The following is a 22,930-nucleotide window of genomic DNA, read 5'->3' on the forward strand; positions in this document are numbered from 1 at the left end:
ACATGGAACTGGCCAGCCTGATCGGACGCCTCAATCCGGACAACCGCCGCGCCCTGGAACGCGCGGCTCAACGCTGTCTGCAACGAGGTCATCACTACGTTGAAATCGAACATTTGCTGCTGGAGCTGCTGGACATTGAAGGCGGTGACTTCGCTTATTTGCTGCCGCGCTTCGGCCTGGAGCGCGATGCCCTGATGGCGGAAATCAACAAGGCCCTGGAGTTGTTCAAATCCGGCAGCACCCGCACCCCGGCGCTCTCGGCGCAAACCATCGGCCTGCTCGAAGACGCGGTGGTGCACGCCAGTGTGTTGGGGCTGGACAGTATCCGTTCCGGTCTGTTGCTACTGGCCTTGATCGACCGCGACGAGCGCCGCAGTTTGCTCCTCAACAGTGCCTCGTCGCTGTTGAAAATCCCCCGGGAAGCGCTGCGCAGCAACCTGCTGGAATGGACCGAAAGCTCTCGCGAACACGTCGGTGGAACGCGTCCTTCAGCGGCGGGCCATTCCGCGCCAAAACAGGATTCTGTGCTGGACCAATACACCCAGGACCTGACCGCCGACGCCCATGCCGGACGTATCGATCCCATCGTCGGCCGCGACGGCGAGATCCGCCAGTGCATCGACATCCTGCTACGCCGCCGGCAGAACAACCCGATCCTGGTCGGTGCGCCGGGCGTGGGCAAGACCGCTGTAGTCGAAGGGCTGGCCTTGCGCATCGCCGCCGGGGATGTGCCACCGTCTTTGCAGGAAGTCAGCCTGCGCGTACTCGACCTCGGCTTGTTGCAAGCAGGCGCTGGGGTCAAAGGCGAGTTCGAACAGCGCCTCAAAGGCGTGATTGACGCGGTGCGTAGCGCCGACAAGCCAATCATTCTGTTTATCGACGAAGCCCACACCCTGATTGGCGCTGGCGGCGCGGAAGGCGGCAGCGACGCAGCCAATCTGCTCAAGCCGGCATTGGCCCGTGGCGAACTGCGCACCCTGGCCGCAACGACCTGGCTTGAGTACAAAAAATACTTCGAGAAAGACCCGGCCCTCGCCCGGCGTTTTCAGTTGGTACAAGTCGAGGAACCAGACGAAACCACTGCTGTGGAAATGCTCCGTGGCGTCGCCGCCAAACTCGAACAGCACCACGGCGTGCAAGTGCTGGACGCCGCCATCCACGAAGCGGTGAAACTGTCCCATCGCTACATCTCCGGACGCCAGTTGCCGGACAAGGCCATCAGCGTGCTCGACACCGCCTGCGCCCGGGTCGCCCTCGGCCAGCACGACGTGCCACCACCGCTGGAAAGCCTGCGCCATCGGCAAAACAGCCTCAAGGATGAGGTCGAGCGCTTGCGTCGGGAGCAAGCTACCGGACTCGATCACCGTGAACGGATCACCCTGCTGGAAAGCGAATCCGTCGCCAACGTGCAGGCCATTCGCGAATTGGAAACCCGCTGGAACGAAGAGCGGGTCGCCGTGCGTGAACTGCTGGAAACCCGTCGCCAGTTACTCGCCTTGAGCGAACGCGCTGACAGCGACAAACCGGACGAAGCCACCGACAGCCGCATCGATCACCTGGCCGCCGAACTGGTGCGCCTGGAAGCCGGACTCGACGCCATTCGCCAGGATGACCCTCTGGTGCCAGAGCAGGTTGACACCAAAACCGTCGCCGCCGTCATTGCCGGATGGACCGGTATCCCGGTCGGCAAGATGCTAGCCGACGAAGCCCACGCCGTGCGCACCCTCGGCCAACGCATGGGGTTGCGCGTTATGGGACAAAGCGTTGCGTTGGGCACCATCGCCCAGCGTTTACAGGCCTACCGCGCCGGCCTCACCGACCCGCAAAAACCGGTCGGCGTATTCCTGCTGGTCGGCCCCACCGGCGTCGGTAAAACCGAAACCGCTTACGCCCTGGCCGACGCGTTGTACGGTGGCGAACGCAACCTGATCAGCATCAATCTCTCGGAATACCAGGAAGCCCACACCGTCAGCCAACTCAAAGGCGCCCCGCCCGGCTACGTCGGTTACGGCAGCGGTGGCGTGCTCACCGAAGCGGTACGGCGTAAACCTTATTCGGTGGTGCTGCTCGACGAAATTGAAAAGGCCCACCCGGATGTGCTCGAAGCCTTCTACAACGTCTTCGACAAAGGCGTCATGGAGGACGGAACCGGGTTGGTGGTGGACTTCAAAAACACTGTGATGCTCGCCACCAGTAACGTCGGTGCTGAATTGTTGCTCGACACACCGGTCGCGCAACTGGGCACCGACGCCTTCAACGAAGCGTTGCACAAAGTGCTGCTGCAAGCGTTTCGCCCGGCGTTTCTGGCACGCATGACGGTGGTGGCGTATCGGCCGCTGGATGAGGCGACGCTGGAAGGGATTGTGCTGGCGAAGCTGGAGAAATTGCGCGGGCGCTACAAGGCCGCAACCGGGAAACAATTCGAATTTGATGCAGGGATTGTGCAGGCGGTGTTGGCCAAGTGCAGCGCGGCTGGGGCAAGGGATGTTGAGAATGTGTTGATGACGCAGGTGACGGGGAAGTTGGCGGAATGGGTGTTGGAGTGAAGAGGATGCAACCCACTTCGTTTTTAGGGCCATGAGAAAGGGGATGGATTTAATGATCAAGCGCCGTGGATGGCTCACGCAGGCGAAAAAATATCCATCCCCTTATTTTCATGTGGATGACGCAGGTGACGAGAAAGTTGGTGCAGTGAGTAGTGGAATAAAAACATATTTTCCAGGCGCTGATCCGACAACCTCACGAAAACACTGAAACTCAGGAGGAGAATATGCCGCTAACCTACTCACAGCATGCCATTGATCGCATGTATGAAAGAAGCATAACCACGTCTTTTGTGGAGGCGACCGTTGGCAATGGAAATTATGTCTTGCAGGCACACAACACCAGGCTTTACAGCGCCGCATACCAATACCAGAACACCATAGCCGTGCCTGTACTAAACTATTGGGGCCAACAATTATTTGCGCCTAACTACATGCCCCTTTTTAATTATCAAGTTGTTTTAAATAGCTTTACAGTTTCCGTAGTTACCGATGCTGCTGGCACACACGTAGTGACGGTTTGGTGGACTTGAAATAAACAACAGCCATTCAAATCAGATATAACTTGAAGAGCACTGAGGAAACATAATGACAACGCAAATCACCAACAACCCGGACTCCAATTCGGCCTACATGAAGTTCTCTAAAGAAAAGGTAGCCTACACCCTGCCTATCGATGAAGGAGTTCTTGCTGACTACGATAAAGACGGAGGCGTTGTGGGCATAGAAGTTATATTTCTTTCGCAATGGAAAAACCTGAACTGGAGTGAATTCCACGCGAAAGCCATGCAAAAAACCAAAGGTGGCGCCAAAAAGCCGACCCCTAAGATGTCCAAATAAATATCCTGCGGCTTTGTTATTTCATAAGTTCTTTATAGGCTCACGATGCCCAGGTCCACCAACAGCAACACGCCCCTTTCCCTCACCGCCGCCTCGCTGTCGGCACTTTACCCTGAGACATTGTCCGGTGAAGAAGCGCTCAATAAATTGGGCTCGCAAACCCTCAACGGCCTCAACGATGGCGCCTCACTAACGCTATCCACCGCCATCGCCACTCACGTCACGTCGACCCTGCACAACGATACCCTGAGTCGCCCGATGGATGCGCTGGTCGCTGAAATCAGCCAGCTCCCCGCCGATGCCACCGCCGAGCGCTATCAACTGATGCTGCGCCCATGGTTATGGTGGCTAACGTTGGCCAGCAACAACCGCGTCTTCCAGAACCTTGCCACCTCAGACATCGTCACCACGATTTTCAAGGCCCACGGATTCACCGACTTCCTGCTGAAACTCACCGGCAGCTACACCCCGCGAGAATACTGCGTGCAGTACGGCGAAACCGACTTTGCGTTCGTTTCGCGCCTTCTGGAAGAAGACGGAATTTTCTGGTTTTACACCCATGAAGACGGCAAGCACACGCTGGTGCTGGGGGACAGTAACGATGCATTCCCGCCGATCCCCAACGGGCCGAAAGTCAATTATCTCGGTCAGCAAATGGGTGAGCGCGAACTGCACGGCATTCGCTCAGGCCAGGTGTGCATGCAAGCGGTCGCCGGGGTGTATCGGGCGACGGATTACGAATTCACCACGCCGACCACGTCGCTGTACAGCCAGGCTGAAGCAGTCGCCGGGCCACGGTCGATGTACGAGCATCCCGGCAGCTACAACGCCAAGGCTCGGGGCGATTCGTTAACCAAGCAGCGAGTCGATGGATTGCGCAGTCAGGAGAAGCGCTTTGTCGGTGAAAGTGACTGTCGCTGGCTGGTGCCGGGGCATTGGTTCACCCTCGCCGGTCATGATGACGCGACGCTGAATATTGATTGGGTGGTGACAGTGGTCACTCACGAAGCCAGCCACGACGGCTACCAGAATCGCTTCGAAGCGTTCCCCAAAGCCACACCGTTCCGGCCGCAGCGAACCACGCCAAAACCGCGAATGCACACTCAGACCGCCATCGTTGTCGGTAAGGCTGGCGAAGAAATCTGGACCGACGAATACGGCCGCATAAAGTTGCAGTTCCCGTGGGATCGCGACGGCAAGAACGATGAAACCAGTTCCTGTTGGGTCCGGGTGGTATTGCCCTGGAGCGGCAAAGGGTTTGGGATGCAGTTCATCCCGCGCATCGGTCAGGAAGTGATCGTGACCTTTATCGATGGCGATCCGGATCGGCCGCTGGTGACCGGTTGCGTCTACAACGGCGACAACGCCCTGCCCTATGCGCTACCGGCGAATCAGACCCAGTCCGGGATCAAGACCCAATCGTCCAAGGGCGGCGGCGGTTTCAACGAGTTGCGCTTCGAGGACAAGAAAGACGCCGAAGAGGTGTTTCTCCAGGCACAGAAAGATCTGAAGATCAACGTGCTCAACGACACCACCGCCACTGTCGGCCACGACGAAACCCTGACGGTGCAGAACGCCCGCACGCGCACGGTGAAGGAAGGCGACGAAACCGTGACCCTGGAAAAAGGCAAACGCAGCGTGACGATCCAGACCGGCAGCGACAGCCTCGACGTGAAAGACAGCCGTACGGTGAAGGTCGGCGCCGACCAGACTCATAGCACCGGCGGTAACTACGAACACAAGGTCACCGGTGACTACAGCCTGACTGTGGATGGCAATCTGACCATAAAAGTAACCGGCACCTTGACCCTGCAAAGTGGCGGCAGCTTCTCAATCAAGAGCGGCGCGGATCTGGCGGCACAGGCCAGTACCTCGATCAGCCAAAAGGCCGGTACGTCCCTGAGCAATCAGGCCGGTACCTCGTTGGAAAACAAGGCCGGCACGACAATGACCAACGATGCCGGGATCAGCCTGACCAACAAGGCCGCCGCTTCGCAGACCGTGGATGGCGGCGGCATGCTGACCATCAAGGGTGGTCTTGTGCAGGTCAACTGACAAGGAGAACCCATGGCCATCACGCCGCTGGACCTGCAGCAGAACGATAAACACCTTAAAGGTCGCTTGTTGGATGGCCAGCTCGACGGTGCGTTGCACATCAAGGATGACGGTCGCGCGCAGGCTGATTTGCACTACAGCCAGGGCGAGCTGCAAGGTACTACCCTGCTCTATCACCCTAACGGCAAGGTCTCGGCGCAGCTGCCGTTTGTTCATGACAAGCTGCAGGGGATCGCCAGTTTCTATGCGCCGCAAGGCTGGCTACAGCGCAAGGCGACTTACCGCCGAGGGCTGCTGCATGGCGAGGCGTTCAATTACTTTCCCGATGGGCAACTGTCCGAGGCAGAGTTCTACCGCGACGGCGTGCGCGAGGGCCGGTATCAGCGCTTTCATCCCAACGGTAAACCCGCCGTCGAGGCCCGTTATCTAAACGGTCAATTGCTGGAACCGGAACAGGGCTTCGCCGCCGATGGACGACCGCTGGACGCCGAGGGCAAGCCGATCTCGAGGGTGCGCTGGTGGTTCAGGCGCTGGAGTGATCCTGCGCAAGTCTGAACTTGTTGTGTTGAATGTCATGGCCTGATCGCGAGCAGGCTCGCTCCCACAGGGGTGGTATTTGTGGGCGACGGAGATCCAAATGTGGGAGCAGGCTTGCTCGCGAAGAGGCCGACACATTCAACATCAATGCCACCCGACATACCGCCTTCGCGAGCAAGCCCGCTCCCACAGTTTGATCGTGTGAGTCAGGGAATCAGCATCTGCATTTGTCCAGGCATCACAATCTTTATCACCCCGGCCCAATTACACATCAGGGTGCTGTTGGCATCGATGGCTGGCATGTTGCCGAGCAACACCGTCGGCGCACCACCGGGGATCCACGGGGCGGCGGTGGCCGGGATGCAGGGCATTGGCGTCAACACCCCGAGCGCCGCCGCCGTCGCAGCAGCGACCACCGGGTTGGCCATGCTCATGCACATGCCAAAGGGCATGATGTTCACCAGCGGGATGTGGTCCATGATGTTTGCCGCCGGTAGCCCCCCGGTCAGGGTTCGGTTCACCGGCAACACATTGAGTACGGCGGGCGCCGCGCCGAAACTGCATTGCAGGGTTGCGGTGGCACAGACTTGCGGACAACCCATTTTCAACGCTCCTTCCTGGAAGCACCGTATCCCCTGAACCATAGCCCGCAGGTACTGTTTTCGCCTATCAAGAACGTTGATTATCCAGCAACACGCTAACCTATAAGACCATGCCGCACTTGTGGCGCCCTCGCCTCACCATTAGATTAGTCAATGATGTCTGGCCTCCAAAATAAGCAGAAGGGATAAGCATGGCGCTTACTGACCAGTCCACCCGTATCCGCTCCGGCGAAGAACTCGATGCCAGCCTGATCGATCCGTACCTCAAGGCGCACATTGCGGGCCTGAGTGGTTTGCCAAAGATCAGCCAGTTTCCGGGCGGTGCGTCGAATCTGACTTACCTGCTCGAATACCCCGAGCAGGAATTCGTTCTGCGTCGGCCGCCGTTTGGCCACAAGGCCAAATCCGCCCATGACATGGGCCGTGAATTCCGCATTCTCAATCAACTCAAGGACGGTTTTCCGTACTGCCCCAAAGCCTACGTGCACTGCACTGACGAATCGGTGATAGGCGCCGAGTTCTATGTGATGGAGCGGGTCAACGGGATCATCCTGCGTTCCGAACTGCCGCCGGAACTGGGTCTGGATTCGGCGAAAACCGAAGCCTTGTGCAAAAGCTTCATCGACAAGTTCGTTGAACTGCACCGTGTCGACTACAACGCCTATGGCCTGGGTGACCTCGGTAAGCCCGAAGGTTATGTCGCGCGGCAAATCAAAGGCTGGAGCGACCGCTACGAGAAAGCCCTGACCCCGGATGCGCCGCAGTGGGAAGCGGTAAAGGCCTGGCTCAACGACAAAATGCCGGCCGACCACCCGACTTCCAGCATTGTCCACAACGACTATCGTTTCGACAACGTGATCCTCGACCCGCAAAACCCGATGCAAATCATCGGCGTATTGGACTGGGAACTGACCACCCTCGGCGACCCGCTGATGGATCTGGGCAACACCCTCGCTTACTGGATCGAAGCCGGCGACCCGCCACCGGTGCAACTAATGCGCCGCCAGCCCAGCCACGCACCAGGCATGCTGACCCGCCGCGAATTCGTCGATTACTACGCCGAACGCGCGGGCATCCGGATCGACAATTTCGACTTCTACTACACCTATGGCCTGTTCCGTCTGGCCGGCATCGTGCAGCAGATCTACTACCGCTTCTTCCATGGTCAGACTCAGGACAAACGCTTCGCGCAGTTCATTCACATGAACAAGCTGCTGGAGCAAATGAGCCTGCAAGTCATATCGAAATCCAGCCTCTGATCCGCCCGGCGCGCTTATCGCAAAGCAGGCCCCTATAACAAGACTTTTTATAAGAGAATCCCATGTCCAAGACTCAGTTGTTCGACCTCGACGGCAAAATCGCTTTCGTCTCCGGCGCCAGCCGCGGCATCGGTGAAGCCATCGCCAAATTACTGGCCCAGCAAGGCGCCCACGTCATCGTCTCGAGCCGCAAGCTCGACGGTTGCCAGCATGTGGCCGACGCGATCATCGCCGCCGGCGGCAAAGCCACTGCAGTCGCTTGCCACATTGGTGAAATGGAACAGATCAGCCAGGTCTTCGCTGGCATCAAGGAACAGTTCGGCCGCCTCGACATTCTGGTCAACAACGCAGCGACCAACCCACAGTTCTGCAACGTACTGGACACCGACCTGAGCGCCTTCCAGAAAACCGTCGACGTCAACATCCGCGGCTACTTCTTCATGTCGGTGGAAGCCGGCAAGATCATGCGCGAAAACGGTGGCGGCAGCATCATCAACGTCGCCTCGATCAACGGCGTCTCGCCGGGCGTTTTCCAGGGCATCTACTCGGTCACCAAGGCGGCAGTGATCAACATGACCAAAGTGTTCGCCAAGGAGTGCGCGCAATTCGGCATCCGCTGCAATGCCCTGCTGCCGGGCCTGACCGACACCAAGTTTGCCTCGGCGCTGGTGAAAAACGATGCGATTCTGAAGACTGCGCTGCAGCAGATTCCGCTCAAGCGCGTTGCCGATCCGAGTGAAATGGCGGGCGCAGTGTTGTATCTGGCGAGTGATGCGTCGAGTTACACCACTGGGATTTCGTTGAATGTGGACGGTGGTTTCCTGTCCTGATTCGATTCGCCAGGTGAGCTAAAGGCAGCCGTGGGGCTAATGCCAGTCAGTTAAGCTGACTGGCATTTTATTGAGCGGCGGACACCGTCGAGCCGACCGAACAGGTTGCCGGTATAACGTTCAACACGGCGCGTCCACGCTTCAAGCGGCCAGAGTTATTGAGTCACGCAGCGAGTGGTCGTGGTGACCCGAGTCACTTCACCCTCTCCTTGCGCGTCACCTGTCACAGAGGTGTTGTCCAGGGTTTCGCAGGTTTTTTCTACGGGTGGCAGAGGGGGTGGCGGAGGCGGTGGACTGGAGCAACCACTGAGGATCGCAACGCAGAAGGCGAGCGACAGCGGCGAAAAAGCACGTTTTCCAAGACTGTTCATAGTCTGACCCGCGGTAAGTAATCGATGCTTTCCGCGACACGACGACAACACCGCGAAGCCGCGGACCGGTCACAGAAAATTTTACCTTCTCGTTTCTTATAGCCCAGTCACCGGTCAATGCCAGCATTTAAGGTATCAGACCGTTTTTTACCCCGAAAAACGACAGTTCCTACTCGTCCCCGGGGTGATGCAACCTATTGCTCTGCAGTTCGTAACGCAGCTCTTCGATTAACGACGCCACCGCTTGCGGCGAATTGAGGCTCGTCACTTTCAATCCACTGACCACCAGGTCGACCTCGCCCGACGCCGGGTGATACAGCTTCACCGTCACCGAATTTTCTCCCGACACACTGCATTCACAGGCGCAGGGAGAAAAGTGTTGCTCCAGCAACGCCCGCAATTGCGCCAGGTGAATCATTGCGATTCACCCACCGGCTGACGGGCAACCTCGTCGATTGAAACGGTGATGAGTGGGCGACACATGTGGCGGTTCCTTGAGCGGTTTCGTCGTCGTGGACGCGAAGCGGTCAAAAGACTCGTTTCGCACACTGACAGCCTAGTCGCTGAAGTCTGGCACCAATACATCCAATTGCACTGCCTGAACTAGTGCATTTGCACTCTAGTGCCGGGAGAACAATCCACGCTCACGGGCCCAGACAATCGCCTCGCTGCGGCTGTGAACGCCAAGTTTGGAATACACCATCGAAACGTGATTGCGTACCGTGTTAGCCGCCAGTTTCAGACGCACGGCGATTTCCTTGTCGGCCAACCCTTCGCAGATCAGGCCAAGCACATCACGCTCACGGGCGGTCAGATCGGTGAAGGACGCGCTGGGCAACGTCGGTGCGTTAACGCTTTTCACATTGGCCAGTTTTTCGATCAGCGTGCGGCTGAACCAGGAGGCATCTTTCATCACCTCTTCGATGGCCGCGACCAGCTCAAGCTCGGTGCGTTTGCGTTCGGTGATGTTCATCAACACCAGCAGATAGCAAGGACTGTCCTGAATGTTCACGGTGTCGGCCGAGACCGTGCAATCGATCATTTCACCATTCTTTTTACGGATTTTGACATCGACTCGGTCCAGCCTTGCGGCCTCCTCCAGTGCCGAAAAAAAGCGCGTGCGCGCGCCCGAGTCGTCGAAGAAATCGATCTGCGCCACCGTTTTGCCGAGCACTTCTTCACTGGGATACGCCAGGGTGTCGAGAAAGGCGTCGTTGGCATCGAGCACCATTTGATCCTCGACACTGCACACCAGCGTCGGCACCGGTGACAGGCGAAAGGCCTTGGCAAAGCGCTCCTCGCTCTGGCGTAGCGCGATTTCAGCTTTGTGCCTAGGCTCCATGTCGACGAACGAAAACAGCATGCAGTCTTCTTCGTTTAACTCCAGCGGTTGTCCGGCAACGATCACCTGCTTGCTGTCCCCTTCAGGCAATTGCAACTCAGCCTGCATCTGCGCAATCGTGGCGTGGTCACGCAGTCGCTCAATCGCAAGCTCTTTTTTTTCCGCGCCATGCAGCACATCCAGCTCATACGTCGACACGCCGATCACCTGATCACGGGTATAACCGGTCATCTCCAGAAAACCGCTGTTGACCTTGATGTAACGCAAATCGCTGAGGCGACAGATCACCGCCGGGGCCGGGTTGGCGTTGAACGTCTTTTCGAAACGCTGCTCGGCGCTGGCCCACTCGGTGACGTCGTCCATGATCAGCACCAGCGACTCCGGCTCACCGGCGCTGTCCGCCAGTACCATGCTGCGCACCCGGTGCACCCAGGTGCGTTCTTCATCGTCGGCAGGCGTCACTTCAACCAGCATATCGCCGAACGTTTCGCCCCGGGCCACGCGGCTGATCGGGTAATTGTCCTTCGGTACGGGGTGATGGTTGCGATAGCGCAAGGCGAAGCGTTTGGCATACTCCCTGGCATTGGCGCCCAGTTCGCACAGCTGCCCGACACCGTGCATGGCCAGTGCCGCTTCATTGGCCCACAGGATCGTCTGATCGAGTTCCAGCAGAATCACGCCGTCGGACAAACCCGCAATAATCTGCTGCATCTGGCGACGATTGGTGTCGGTGCTCAGGACGTCCTGGCTCATGGGTACTCCGCAAGTACAACGGGGCTTTTAGCCCCCGTGAAGAGTACGACCGCACAGGGTCGGGATCGTGCAGAGAACCTGTAGGAGTGAGCCTGCTCGCGATAGCGGAGTGTCAGTCGACATCATTGTTGATTGACCCACCGCTATCGCGAGCAGGCTCACTCCTACAGGTTTTGGGGGGTGTCAGTCGGGGCCGGGTTACTGCATGTCCAGCGAATCCCGCAGCCCCGCCAGCTTGTCCGGATTACGCATGATAAAAATCCGGCTTACGCGCCCCGCTTCCTCAAAACCAAAGGTCAACGACGCCGTGATGATCCCGTCAGCCCTGATGATCACGCCTTGAGCGCCATTGATCTCCATCGGCAGCCATTCGCACGCCTGCCAATAGGCGTGCAGCGACTGACCAATGAAATCCAGCACGCAGGCCATGCCGGACAATGTTTCGCGGATGGCCGAGGCCTTGCCACCGCTGTCGGCGCAGAGTTCGACGTCTTCGCTCAGCATTGCGGTCAATGACGTGGTCGAGCCGCTGGCAATGGCGCTGTGGAAGGCGCTCAGCAATTTGCCGGTTCTGGCTTTTAGCGGGTTTGCCCGGCGCCGAGGTCAGTTCATGCGCATGCTCGGGTGAACCCTGGTGGGTGGTGTGGATCGGCTCCGGCAGCCAGGTGCCGATATAATCGTCCCGCGACTTGTGCACATGTTTAAGGGGTTCAACAGGAGACGATTGAGGCGTGGGGTTTGTGACGTGCGCTGATTGATTCTGCGCAATTCACACAATTCAAACTGCCAGAGCCCCCTTCGCGACGACCGCCAATTTAAAAGATCTGTAGAAAGAGCGAAAACATCTGAAAAACTGTCACTTTTTACAGTAGACGACTTGATAGCAGCTGTTTAGTTTTATCAACGAATGAATCGCATTTTCAGGAGAAAGACATACCCCTAGGTACAGTGAAAGACTACCTCGACGAAAACAATAAATTCGTCATCATTGACACAAATGGGAAGGAGTGGACGGCAGATTATGGGGCCTTCCAGAACGATCACCCAAGCATGACTCTCATTATCCGTGGAGGCATAAAGGTCTCATTCGAGACTGATGCTAGCGGCAAAGTGATCGATAAAGTGCGAGCTATCGCCTAGGGAGTTGTTTCATCAACATTACGAAACCAGTGGCATGGCTTGCCCGGATCGCATCCCGTCGCGCCCATAGCTGGAGGGCTCAACGGGATGAAATCCGATACCCCACACTGCTCGTGTAGAACGTGTGAGGGTTTGAAGCGGGCGTAATACACTCAACTTCTCTAAGTCAGGGCCAATTGACCACTGGCAATCGCTGCCGACGCCGCCAGCATCGCCCGCAACAACACCGCACACCCGGCCGCCAGATCGTCCGGCGCGGCGTTTTCGATTTCGTTGTGGCTGATGCCGCCTTCGCACGGCACGAATATCATTCCGGCCGGGCCGAGTTCGGCGAGGAAGATCGCGTCGTGCCCTGCTCCGCTGACGATGTCCATGTACGACAAGCCCAAGCCTTTGGCCGCGTTGCGCACCGCTTCGACACAGCCCTGGTCGAAGTACAGCGGCGGGAAGTCGGCCGTCGGTGTGAGCTCGAAGGTCAGGCCGTGTTCATCGCAGGTGGTTTCGATGACTTTACGGACTTCGGCGATCATCGAGTCCAGGCGTGCCGGTTCCAGATGGCGGAAGTCGAGGGTCATGCGCACTTCGCCGGGGATGACGTTGCGTGAGCCGGGATAGGCTTGCAGGCAGCCGACGGTGCCGCAGGCGTGGGGTTGATGGCCCAGCGCGGCGCGGTTGACCGCACCGACGATTACGGCGGCGCCGACCAGGGCATCCTTGCGCAGGTGCATCGGGGTTGGGCCGGCGTGGGCTTCGACGCCACGCAGTTTGAGGTCGAACCATTTCTGGCCGAGCGCGCCCATCACCACGCCGATGGTTTTGTGTTCGTCTTCAAGGATCGGACCTTGCTCGATGTGTGCTTCAAAATAAGCGCCCACCGCATGCCCACTGACCTGACGCGGACCGGCGTAGCCGATGGCGTTCAGCGCCTGGCCCACGGTGATGCCTTCGGCATCGACTTTGGCGAGGGTTTCTTCGAGGGTGAATTTTTCCGCGAAGACACCAGAGCCCATCATGCACGGGGCGAAGCGCGAGCCTTCTTCGTTGGTCCAGACCACTACTTCGAGTGGCGCTTCGGTTTCAATTTTCAGATCATTGAGGGTGCGCAGCACTTCGACGCCGGCCAGTACGCCGAAACAACCGTCGAACTTGCCGCCGGTGGGTTGGGTGTCGATGTGGCTGCCGGTCATGACCGGTGGCAGGTTCGGGTTGCGACCCGGACGGCGGGCAAAGATGTTGCCGACGGCGTCGACGCTGACGGTGCAACCGGCGTCTTCGCACCAGTTGACGAAAATGTCGCGAGCCTGGCGGTCGAGGTCCGTCAGGGCCAGGCGGCAGACGCCACCCTTGACCGTGGCACCGAGCTTGGCCAGCTCCATGAGTGATTGCCACAAGCGGTCGCGGTTGATGTGCTGATGGGTGGATTGCAGAACGTCTACGGCAGCGTTCATGGTGATCTCCTCAGGCAGTTGTTCCAGGTTTCTTCAAGTAGTACTTTGGTGTTATTGAGGCCGTCTTCGCGGGCAAGCCCGGCTCCTACAGGGGGTTTGTGAATCTGTAGGAGCCGGGCTTGCCAGCGATGAGGCCATCAGCTACACCGCAGATTTCTCGACGGATGGGCTAGGCCGCAACGAGCACAACCCGTAATAAATCACCCCACCCAACGCCGAGCCGGTAAACCAGCCGTAGCTGTAAAACCAGCTGAACGCATCGCTACCCAGCGACAGTAACGTCAGCACTACCGGCACACCAAACGCGATAAACCCGAACCAGTTCCAGGCCGGATAAACGTCATCGCGATAGAGCCCGGCCAGATCCAGTTGCTGCTTCTTGATCAGGAAATAGTCCACCACCATGATCCCGGCGATCGGGCCGAGCAGGCTGGAATAACCGAGCAGCCAGTTGGAGTAGACGGTTTCCAGGCTGAGGTCCGAGACGATCAAGCCAAGTTTCTTCAGCAGTTCATGGGCCATCAATGCCAGTCCCACCAGACCGGTGAGCATCACCGCCGTGGTGCGATTGATCACTTTGGGCGCGATGTTCTGGAAGTCATTGGTGGGTGAAACAATATTGGCGGCGGTGTTGGTGGACAGCGTGGCGATGATGATCAGCGCCATGGCCAGCGCAACCCAGACCGGGCTCTGGATATGCCCGATCAACGTGACCGGATCGGAAACCGTCACGCCGACCAGTTTCACCGACGCCGCGGTCATGACCACGCCGAGGGAGGCAAACAGGAACATGGTCAGCGGCAGGCCGATGATCTGCCCGACAATCTGGTCCTTCTGGCTTTTCGCATAGCGGCTGAAGTCCGGAATGTTCAGCGACAACGTGGCCCAGAATCCGACCATGGCGGTCAGCCCGGCAGCGAAGTAACTGGCCACGCCGGCGCCTTCGGGACGCTTGGCCGGGATCGCCAGCAATTCAGTCATCGAGACATTCGGCATCGCCCACACCAGCAGGCCCGCGCCCACCGCGACCAGCAGCGGCGCAGACAATGTTTCCAGCCATTTGATCGACTCGGCACCGCGAATCACTACCCACAGGTTCAGCGCCCAGAACACCATGAAGCCGATGACTTCACCGGTACCGCCCAACGACTTCCAGCCCTCGAACACTGAACCCAGGAATAGGTGAATGGCCAGACCGCCAAACATCGTCTGGATACCAAACCAGCCGCACGCCACCACGGCGCGAATCAGGCACGGAATGTTGGAGCCGAGGACGCCGAAGGATGAACGCAGCAGCACCGGAAACGGAATGCCGTACTTGGTGCCGGCGAAGGCGTTCAGGGTCAGAGGGATCAGCACGATGATGTTGGCAAACAGAATCGCCAACAACGCTTCGCCGACGGTCAGTCCGAAGTAAGCGGTCAGCACGCCGCCGAGGGTATAGGTGGGCACACAAATCGCCATGCCGACCCACAACGCGGTGATGTGCCATTTGTTCCAGGTTCGTTCGGCCACCTTGGTCGGCGCGATGTCGTGGTTGTAACGGGGACTGTCGAGGACGTCGCTGCCGGCTTCCAGCTCAAACAAGCCTTCGCGCTCGGTCACTTGCGATCTGATCTTTTGCATGGCCGCTCCACTGTTCTTTGAATTATTTTTTTGCTCATCGGGAGCCGGGGCATCAATAAACGTGCCGGGCACCCCGATTACGCATCGGGCAGTTCCATAAAAACGTTGCAAATAACTGTTTTCATTAATATATCCAGTGAGTCTTCGGCGACCTGCCTGTTCACTCAGGCTGAATGCCAGGCAAGTTCTCCGAATAATCAGGACTCAATCTGGTGCATCACACTTTTTTCAAACGTTGCGCATCAACCATAGACCATCCTCAAGCGGCTGATTTCACATAGGAAATCTTGTCTATTTTTCGAACCTGTCAAGTGCGTCAAAATGGTGAGCAGCCTCACCATTTTGGTGAATTTCGCTTTAATTTGTTATTAATCAATTAGTTAAATCAGTCATAAGCTTATAAAAAATATTCTTGCTGATTTCATAAACTCAGACTAGCTTCAATTCCTGACAGCGTTGACAGGAATACGCCTGTTGACGGCGATTTTAGATAAAACACTTAGAACCGGCATAAGCCGGTCATTGCCTGCGAGGAACTCGGAATGTCTCTGTTGATCCGTGGCGCCACCGTTATTACCCATGATGAAAGTTATCGCGCCGACGTCTATTGCGCCGACGGCGTGATTAAAGCCATTGGCGATAATCTTGATGTTCCGGCAGGTGCCGAAGTGCTCGACGGCAGCGGCCAGTACCTGATGCCCGGCGGCATCGACCCGCACACGCACATGCAACTGCCCTTCATGGGCACCGTGGCCAGTGAAGACTTTTTCAGTGGCACCGCAGCAGGGCTGGCCGGTGGCACCACGTCGATCATCGACTTCGTGATCCCCAATCCGCAGCAATCGCTGATGGAGGCGTTTCACCAGTGGCGCGGCTGGGCCGAGAAGTCAGCGTCGGACTACGGCTTTCATGTCGCGATTACCTGGTGGAGCGAACAGGTGCGCGAGGAAATGGCTGAGCTGGTCAGCCATCACGGGGTTAACAGCTTCAAGCACTTCATGGCCTACAAGAACGCGATCATGGCGGCCGACGACACGCTGGTGGCGAGTTTCGAGCGTTGTCTGGAGTTGGGTGCGGTGCCGACCGTGCATGCCGAAAATGGCGAGTTGGTCTATCACCTGCAACGCAAATTGATGGCCCAAGGCATCACCGGCCCGGAAGCGCATCCGCTGTCGCGACCTTCGCAGGTTGAAGGCGAAGCGGCCAGTCGGGCGATTCGTATCGCCGAGACACTGGGCACGCCGCTGTACCTGGTGCATGTCTCGACCAAGGAAGCCCTCGACGAAATCACCTATGCCCGCAGCAAAGGCCAGCAAGTCTACGGCGAAGTGCTGGCCGGGCATTTGCTGCTGGATGACAGCGTCTATCAACACCCGGATTGGCAAACCGCCGCCGGTTACGTGATGAGTCCCCCCTTCCGTCCTCGCGGCCATCAAGAGGCCCTGTGGCACGGCCTGCAATCGGGCAACCTGCACACCACTGCGACTGACCACTGCTGCTTCTGCGCCGAGCAAAAAGCCGCTGGCCGCGACGACTTCAGCAAAATCCCCAATGGCACCGCCGGTATCGAAGACCGCATGGCGGTGCTCTGGGATGAAGGGGTGAACACCGGGCGTTTGTCGATGCAGCACTTCGTGGCGCTGACCTCCACCAACACCGCGAAGATCTTCAACCTCTACCCGCGCAAAGGGGCGATTCGGGTTGGAGCCGATGCGGACCTGGTGCTGTGGGATCCAGAGGGCACTCGAACCATTTCAGCGAAGACCCATCACCAGCAGGTCGACTTCAACATCTTTGAAGGCAAGACCGTGCGCGGTGTGCCGAGCCACACCGTCAGCCAGGGCCGCGTGGTATGGGCCGATGGCGACTTGCGTGCCGAGCGTGGCGCGGGGCGGTATGTCGAACGGCCGGCGTATCCGGCGGTGTTTGACTTGCTGAGTAAGCGGGCTGCACAGCACCAGCCAAAATCTGTGAACCGCTGAGATCGAGGCCTGCGGCCTTCGCGAGCAGGCTCGCTCCCACATTTGAAATGCATTCCCCTGTGGGAGCGAGCCTGCTCGCGAAGAGGCCGGCAGCGACAACACAAAACCAATGCCCGACAGAGGCAGCACCTCCATCACCGTGAGGCCACTACCGTGATAAAGACCCTGAACCACCTCCCCCATCCTTACGAGAATGCTGCCGCCCTCGCCGGCCATTTCACTGACTTGGCGCCGCCGCTGAACGACCGTCAGGCCCATCTGGAAGCCTCGCGCTGTCTGTACTGCTACGACGCGCCCTGCGTAAACGCCTGCCCCAGTGAGATTGATATTCCGTCGTTCATCCGCAATATCCATCAGGACAACGTTCAGGGCGCCGCGCAGAAAATCCTCTCGGCGAACATCCTTGGCGGCAGTTGCGCGAGGGTTTGCCCGACGGAAATCCTCTGCCAGCAAGCCTGCGTGCGCAACAACGACCATGAGTGCGCACCGGTCTTGATCGGCTTGCTGCAACGGTACGCCGTAGACAACGCACACTTCAGTGAACACCCCTTCCCCCGTGCAGCATCAACCGGCAAGCGCATCGCCGTGGTCGGTGCCGGCCCGGCCGGTTTGTCCTGCGCTCATCGCAGCGCCATGCACGGCCACGACGTGGTGATTTTCGAAGCCCGGGAAAAGGCCGGCGGCCTCAATGAATACGGAATCGCCAAGTACAAACTGGTGGACGATTACGCGCAAAAGGAACTGGAGTTCCTGCTGCAAATTGGCGGCATTGAAATCCGCCACGGGCAAAAACTCGGCGACAACCTGACCCTCAGCGACTTGCACCAGCAATTCGACGCGGTGTTTCTCGGCCTCGGCCTGAATGCCAGCAAACAACTCGGCCTGGCCCACGAAGACGCGCCCGGCCTGCTCGCCGCCACCGATTACATTCGCGAACTGCGCCAGGCCGATGACCTGACTCAACTGCCACTGGCGGATCATTGCATCGTCCTCGGCGCCGGCAACACCGCCATCGACATGGCCGTGCAAATGGCCCGCCTCGGCGCTCGTGATGTGAATCTGGTGTACCGCCGTGGCGTTGAAGACATGGGCGCCACCGGTCACGAACAGGACATCGCCAAGGCCAATCAGGTGCGCTTGCTGACGTGGGCGCAGCCGGAAGAGGTGCTGCTCGATGACCAAGGCAAGGTGCGCGGCATGCGCTTCGCCCGCACGCATCTCGTCGACGGTCGCCTGCAAACCACCGGGCACACTTTCGAACTGGCCGCCGACGCCATTTTCAAAGCCATCGGCCAAGCCTTTGATGGCAGCGCCCTCGCCGACCCGCTGGCCCGTGAACTCAAGCGTCAGGGCGAACGGATTCAGGTCGACGAACAACTGCGCACCAGCATCCCCGGCGTGTATGCCGGTGGCGACTGCACCAGCCTCGATCAGGACCTCACCGTGCAAGCCGTGCAACACGGCAAACGCGCCGCCGAGGCCATCAACGCTCAACTGATGCTCAACGTGGAGGCTGCGTAAATGGCCGATCTCTCGATTGTTTTCGCCGGCATCAAAGCGCCTAATCCGTTCTGGTTGGCTTCTGCACCACCGACCGATAAGGCTTACAACGTGGTCCGCGCCTTCGAGGCTGGCTGGGGTGGCGTGGTCTGGAAAACCCTGGGTGAAGACCCGGCGGCGGTTAACGTGTCGTCGCGCTACTCGGCGCATTTCGGCGCCAACCGTGAGGTGGTGGGTTTCAACAATATCGAGCTGATCACCGACCGCTCGCTGGAAATCAATCTGCGGGAAATCACCCAGGTGAAAAAGGACTGGCCGGACCGCGCGCTGATCGTGTCGCTGATGGTGCCCTGCGTCGAAGAGTCGTGGAAGTTCATCCTGCCGCTGGTGGAAGCCACCGGCGCCGACGGCATCGAACTGAATTTCGGCTGTCCCCACGGCATGCCGGAACGGGGCATGGGCGCGGCGGTCGGCCAGGTGCCGGAGTACGTCGAACAGGTCACCCGCTGGTGCAAGACTTATTGTTCGCTGCCAGTGATCGTCAAGCTCACGCCGAACATCACCGACATCCGCGTCGCCGCCCGGGCGGCCCATCGCGGGGGAGCGGATGCGGTGTCGCTGATCAACACGATCAACTCGATCACCAGCGTCAACCTGGAGCGCATGGTCGCCAACCCGATTGTGGGCAGCCAAAGCACCCATGGCGGTTATTGCGGTTCGGCGGTGAAGCCGATTGCGCTGAACATGGTCGCCGAAATCGCCCGTGATCCGCAGACCCAAGGTCTGCCGATCTCTGGCATTGGCGGCATTGGCAGCTGGCGCGACGCGGCGGAGTTTATTGCGTTGGGCAGCGGCTCGGTGCAGGTGTGCACGGCGGCGATGCTGCATGGTTTCAGGATCGTCGAGGAGATGAAGGACGGTTTGTCACGCTGGATGGACAGTCAGGGCTACGCCAGTGTGTCCGAGTTTTCCGGGCGCGCGGTGAGCAACACCACGGACTGGAAGTACCTCGACATCAACTATCAGGTGATCGCGAAGATTGATCAGGAGGCGTGTATTGGTTGTGGGCGCTGCCACATCGCTTGCGAGGATACCTCGCACCAGGCGATTGCCAGCCTGAAGCAGGCGGACGGGACGCATAAATATTCAGTGATTGAAGATGAGTGCGTGGGCTGCAATTTGTGCCAGATCACCTGCCCGGTGCAGGACTGTATCGAGATGGTGCCGATGGACACGGGCAAGCCGTTTCTGGATTGGAATCATGATCCGAGGAATCCGTATCATGTAGCGGTCTGAGTTTTTAGTGTCTGAACTGGCCCCATCGCGAGCAGGCTCACTCCTACAGTTGAAATGCGTTCCAAGGTAGGAGTGAGCCTGCTCGCGATGGGGCCGGCAGCATCACCACAGGTTCAGGGCTCCAACCCGATCCCCCGCAAAATCACACTGGTCACCGTCTGCACCGCCCGCTCGAACTGCATGTCCGACAGCGGCTGATGATCATTGAGAATGTTCACCTGATGATCAAAGTCAGCGTAGTGCTGAGTCGACGCCCAGATCATGTACAGCAGGCTCGATGGCTCCACCGGCAGGATGCGTTTATCGTCCACCCACTGGCGAATTTTCGCTTCTTTCATCTTCGCCCAGTCATACAGGCTGGCGTCCAGCGCCGCGCCTAAGGTCGGTGCGCCATGGATGATTTCGTTGGCCCAGACTTTCGAGCCGTAAGGCCGGCTGCGCGAGTGGTTCATCTTGGCGCGGATGTAGCTGCTGAGTACTACACGCGGATCGTCGAACATCTCGAAGCACAGCGCGTCCTGCTTCCAGACTTCCAGCAGATCAAACAACACCGCACTGTACAGCTCGGTCTTGGTGCTGAAGTAGTAATGCAGATTGGATCGAGGCAGTTGTACCTCGGCGGCGATGTCGGCCATGGCGGTACCGCCAAAGCCTTTTTCGGCGAAGACCTTTTCCGCCCCGAGCAGAATTTTCTCGACGTTATTGCGACGAATCCCGATCTTGTGATTGCCCATGAGGGCTCCCTGACACCAGCGTTGACCAAGACTAGCATCCGGCTCTACGTCGCGGCGACAAGCTAAAACGAAACTTCGTACACCACGCTTTCGGCGGGTAAACTGGCGCCACTTCGAACCTGCCCCAAAGGTATTCACGATGCTCAATAAAGCCCTGACCACCGCTGCCCTCCTCGGCTCGCTGCTTGCCGCTTCGTCGGTATGGGCCCACACCCATCTGAAAAGCCAGACCCCGGCGGCGGACAGCACCGTGAGCGCACCTGCGCAACTGCGGCTGGAGTTTTCTGAAGGCGTTGAAGCGACGTTCACCAAAGTCACGATCACGAAGGACGGGGCCCCTGTACCCGTGAAGAACCTTGCCACCGAAGGCAGCGACAAGAAAACCCTGATCGTCACACCTGCCGAGCCTCTGACGGCGGGTACGTATAAAGTCGAATGGCACGCGGTGTCCGTCGACACCCACAAAAGCGAAGGCGCCTACGGTTTCAAGGTTGGCCAGTAATTCATGACCAGCGCGATGGTGCTGTGTCGCTTTGTGCATTTCACGGTGGTGTTGATGCTGTTCGGGGCGTGGGCGTTCAGGCCCTTGCTGCTCAACGGCAGCGCTGCACACCTCGATCGCCGTCTGGCGCTGACAGCCCGCTGGCTGGCGGCCGTGGCGCTGCTCAGCGGCGTTGCCTGGTTGCTGCTGATCACTGCGAGCATGGCCGGGGCCTGGGAAGCGGCATTTGATCCGTCGACGCTGCGCCTGGTGCTGAGTAATACGTTTTTCGGTCAGGTCTGGCGCTGGCACTTGCTGCTCAATGCGTTGCTGGTGGCGTTGCTGATGAGCCCGTGGCGTGCGCACAAACCCCTGCGAATCGGCCTCGCCAGCCTGTTGCTGATGACCCTCGCCCCGGTCGGTCACGGCGCCATGCTGGACGGACTCAACGGCCAATTGCTGATGCTCAACCAAGTCGTGCACCTGACCTGTGTCGGCGCCTGGCTCGGCGGATTGATGCTGTTGGTGATGATCTTGCGCCAATCGGCAGAGCAGCCCATCAAAGCGATACTGCAGCGTTTCAGTGGTGTCGGTTACGCCTTGGTGGCGGGGTTGCTGATCACCGGGATGATCAACGTTCGGGTCCTCACCGGGGTGTTTTGGCCGACGCCATTGTTCAGCGGTTTCGCGCTGATTCTGTTGATCAAGGTTGCGCTGATTGCAGCGATGTTGGGCCTGGCACTGTTCAATCGCCTGCGCATAAACCACTGCGAACAGCGTCTGTCGACACTGAAAACCAGCGTGATTCTCGAATGGATGCTGGGGATTGGCGCGGTGGCAGCAGTTTCCCTCCTGGGCACCATGCCCCCCATGATTTCGGCCTGACGACCCAATTCCCCTGTGGGAGCGAGCCTGCTCGCGATTGCAATCCCACATCTGACATTGTTGTCGACTGACAGTCCGCTATCGCGAGCAGGCTCGCTCCCACAGGTTTCTTCGACAGCCGCACTGGCAGCGACAAGTCATCGTATAACTTCTGATTGACAAGCCCTCAGACCCTCGCAAATAATCGCCGCACATGTTGTACGACGACGTATGACAAATAAAAACAACAAGAAGCAAGGGAGCGTCACAGTGAGCAAGCTCGTCCGCAATTCGTCCGCCCACACCCCACGTCCAATGTTCAAACGCCGTCATACCCTGAGCCTCATTGGTTGCGGCGGCCTGGCCCTTGCCCTGCCGATGATCAGCCATGCCGAAGGGTTCACCGACGACGCCAAGGCCACGCTCAACCTGCGTAACTTCTACATCAACCGCAACTTCACCAACCCGGCTTACCCGCAGAGCAAGGCCGAGGAGTGGACGCAGAGCTTCATTTTCGACGCCAAGTCCGGTTTCACCCAAGGCCCGGTGGGGTTCGGCGCGGATATGCTGGGACTGTTGTCGGTCAAGCTCGATGGCGGCAAAGGCACGGGCGGCACCCAGCTGCTGCCGATTGGCAGCGACGGTCGCCCAGTCGATGACTTTGGTCGTCTGGCGGTGGCCGGGAAGATGAAAGTGAGTAAAACCGAAGTGAAGGTCGGCGAGTGGA

The 22,930-nt window shown here is 58.7% G+C and carries 20 protein-coding genes and 1 pseudogene; 14 read left to right on the forward strand and 7 right to left on the reverse strand.

Annotated features, from left to right (window positions below):
* Nucleotides 1–2 precede the first annotated feature (2 nt).
* The 6 genes from tssH to KGB06_RS19315 are packed head-to-tail and all read left to right on the forward strand — an operon-like array spanning nt 3 to nt 5,993.
* Nucleotides 3–2,546, forward strand: coding sequence for a type VI secretion system ATPase TssH (gene tssH / locus KGB06_RS19290; RefSeq protein WP_223518582.1), 2,544 nt, complete (start codon nt 3–5; stop codon nt 2,544–2,546).
* Between the two features lie 43 nt (nt 2,547–2,589).
* Nucleotides 2,590–2,754, forward strand: coding sequence for a hypothetical protein (locus tag KGB06_RS19295; protein WP_223518583.1), 165 nt, complete (start codon nt 2,590–2,592; stop codon nt 2,752–2,754).
* A gap of 16 nt (nt 2,755–2,770) precedes the next feature.
* Nucleotides 2,771–3,076 carry a DUF4258 domain-containing protein gene (locus tag KGB06_RS19300; protein WP_223518585.1) on the forward strand — a complete coding sequence of 102 codons (306 nt, stop codon included), beginning with the start codon at nt 2,771–2,773 and terminating at the stop codon, nt 3,074–3,076.
* A 55-nt stretch (nt 3,077–3,131) separates the two neighbouring features.
* Nucleotides 3,132–3,383 carry a DUF2283 domain-containing protein gene (locus KGB06_RS19305; protein WP_223518586.1) on the forward strand — a complete coding sequence of 84 codons (252 nt, stop codon included), beginning with the start codon at nt 3,132–3,134 and terminating at the stop codon, nt 3,381–3,383.
* A 45-nt stretch (nt 3,384–3,428) separates the two neighbouring features.
* Nucleotides 3,429–5,438, forward strand: a complete 2,010-nt coding sequence (gene tssI, locus KGB06_RS19310; protein ID WP_223518588.1) for a type VI secretion system tip protein VgrG — start codon at nt 3,429–3,431, stop codon at nt 5,436–5,438.
* A gap of 12 nt (nt 5,439–5,450) precedes the next feature.
* Nucleotides 5,451–5,993, forward strand: coding sequence for a toxin-antitoxin system YwqK family antitoxin (locus tag KGB06_RS19315; protein WP_223518590.1), 543 nt, complete (start codon nt 5,451–5,453; stop codon nt 5,991–5,993).
* A 188-nt stretch (nt 5,994–6,181) separates the two neighbouring features.
* On the opposite strand, the gene KGB06_RS19320 is transcribed toward KGB06_RS19315, so the two are convergent.
* Nucleotides 6,182–6,577 carry a DUF4280 domain-containing protein gene (locus KGB06_RS19320; RefSeq protein ID WP_223518592.1) on the reverse strand — a complete coding sequence of 132 codons (396 nt, stop codon included), beginning with the start codon at nt 6,575–6,577 and terminating at the stop codon, nt 6,182–6,184.
* Between the two features lie 191 nt (nt 6,578–6,768).
* Between KGB06_RS19320 and KGB06_RS19325 the strand changes: the two genes are divergently transcribed.
* Nucleotides 6,769–7,836 carry a phosphotransferase family protein gene (locus KGB06_RS19325; protein WP_223518593.1) on the forward strand — a complete coding sequence of 356 codons (1,068 nt, stop codon included), beginning with the start codon at nt 6,769–6,771 and terminating at the stop codon, nt 7,834–7,836.
* Between the two features lie 62 nt (nt 7,837–7,898).
* Nucleotides 7,899–8,666: an SDR family oxidoreductase gene (locus KGB06_RS19330; RefSeq protein WP_223518596.1), complete on the forward strand. Its 768-nt coding sequence runs from the start codon at nt 7,899–7,901 to the stop codon at nt 8,664–8,666.
* A gap of 540 nt (nt 8,667–9,206) precedes the next feature.
* Here the strand turns inward: KGB06_RS19330 and KGB06_RS19335 are convergent.
* The 5 genes and pseudogenes from KGB06_RS19335 to KGB06_RS19355 form a co-directional block, all read right to left on the reverse strand.
* Nucleotides 9,207–9,455 carry a DUF1652 domain-containing protein gene (locus KGB06_RS19335; RefSeq protein ID WP_223518598.1) on the reverse strand — a complete coding sequence of 83 codons (249 nt, stop codon included), beginning with the start codon at nt 9,453–9,455 and terminating at the stop codon, nt 9,207–9,209.
* A 201-nt stretch (nt 9,456–9,656) separates the two neighbouring features.
* Complete coding sequence (locus KGB06_RS19340) at nt 9,657–11,132, reverse strand: helix-turn-helix transcriptional regulator (RefSeq protein ID WP_223518599.1); 1,476 nt, start codon at nt 11,130–11,132, stop codon at nt 9,657–9,659.
* 198 nt (nt 11,133–11,330) lie between these two features.
* Nucleotides 11,331–11,847 (reverse strand): annotated as a pseudogene (locus KGB06_RS19345) (RNA polymerase subunit sigma-24); the annotation flags it as partial.
* 586 nt (nt 11,848–12,433) lie between these two features.
* Complete coding sequence (locus KGB06_RS19350; RefSeq protein WP_223518601.1) at nt 12,434–13,720, reverse strand: Zn-dependent hydrolase; 1,287 nt, start codon at nt 13,718–13,720, stop codon at nt 12,434–12,436.
* A 141-nt stretch (nt 13,721–13,861) separates the two neighbouring features.
* Entirely contained in the window at nt 13,862–15,346 is a 1,485-nt protein-coding gene (locus KGB06_RS19355) for an NCS1 family nucleobase:cation symporter-1 (protein ID WP_223518603.1), read from the reverse strand.
* Nucleotides 15,347–15,888: 542 nt separating this feature from the next.
* On the opposite strand from KGB06_RS19355, the gene hydA reads away from it, so the two are divergent.
* The 3 genes from hydA to preA all read left to right on the forward strand — a co-directional run bounded on the left by hydA (nt 15,889) and on the right by preA (nt 20,124).
* The gene (hydA, locus tag KGB06_RS19360) at nt 15,889–17,328 is read left to right on the forward strand and encodes a dihydropyrimidinase (protein ID WP_223518605.1); all 1,440 of its coding nucleotides are present in this window, start codon (nt 15,889–15,891) and stop codon (nt 17,326–17,328) included.
* A 153-nt stretch (nt 17,329–17,481) separates the two neighbouring features.
* Nucleotides 17,482–18,849, forward strand: a complete 1,368-nt coding sequence (locus tag KGB06_RS19365; RefSeq protein WP_223518607.1) for an NAD(P)-dependent oxidoreductase — start codon at nt 17,482–17,484, stop codon at nt 18,847–18,849.
* The gene (gene preA / locus KGB06_RS19370) at nt 18,850–20,124 is read left to right on the forward strand and encodes an NAD-dependent dihydropyrimidine dehydrogenase subunit PreA (RefSeq protein ID WP_223518608.1); all 1,275 of its coding nucleotides are present in this window, start codon (nt 18,850–18,852) and stop codon (nt 20,122–20,124) included.
* Between the two features lie 113 nt (nt 20,125–20,237).
* Here preA and KGB06_RS19375 read toward each other — a convergent pair whose 3' ends face one another.
* The gene (locus tag KGB06_RS19375) at nt 20,238–20,858 is read right to left on the reverse strand and encodes a TetR/AcrR family transcriptional regulator (protein WP_223518611.1); all 621 of its coding nucleotides are present in this window, start codon (nt 20,856–20,858) and stop codon (nt 20,238–20,240) included.
* A gap of 139 nt (nt 20,859–20,997) precedes the next feature.
* Here KGB06_RS19375 and copC point away from each other — a divergent pair, with 139 nt between their 5' ends.
* From copC to KGB06_RS19390, 3 genes are all read left to right on the forward strand, one after another.
* Nucleotides 20,998–21,360, forward strand: coding sequence for a copper homeostasis periplasmic binding protein CopC (gene copC, locus KGB06_RS19380; protein ID WP_223518612.1), 363 nt, complete (start codon nt 20,998–21,000; stop codon nt 21,358–21,360).
* A 3-nt stretch (nt 21,361–21,363) separates the two neighbouring features.
* Nucleotides 21,364–22,224, forward strand: a complete 861-nt coding sequence (copD, locus tag KGB06_RS19385) for a copper homeostasis membrane protein CopD (protein ID WP_223518614.1) — start codon at nt 21,364–21,366, stop codon at nt 22,222–22,224.
* A gap of 249 nt (nt 22,225–22,473) precedes the next feature.
* A partial coding sequence (locus tag KGB06_RS19390; RefSeq protein WP_411741859.1) for an OprD family outer membrane porin occupies nt 22,474–22,930 on the forward strand: 457 nt, incomplete at its 3' end.

This window comes from Pseudomonas sp. GL-B-19 (assembly GCF_019956415.1).
Classification (GTDB): Bacteria; Pseudomonadota; Gammaproteobacteria; order Pseudomonadales; family Pseudomonadaceae; genus Aquipseudomonas.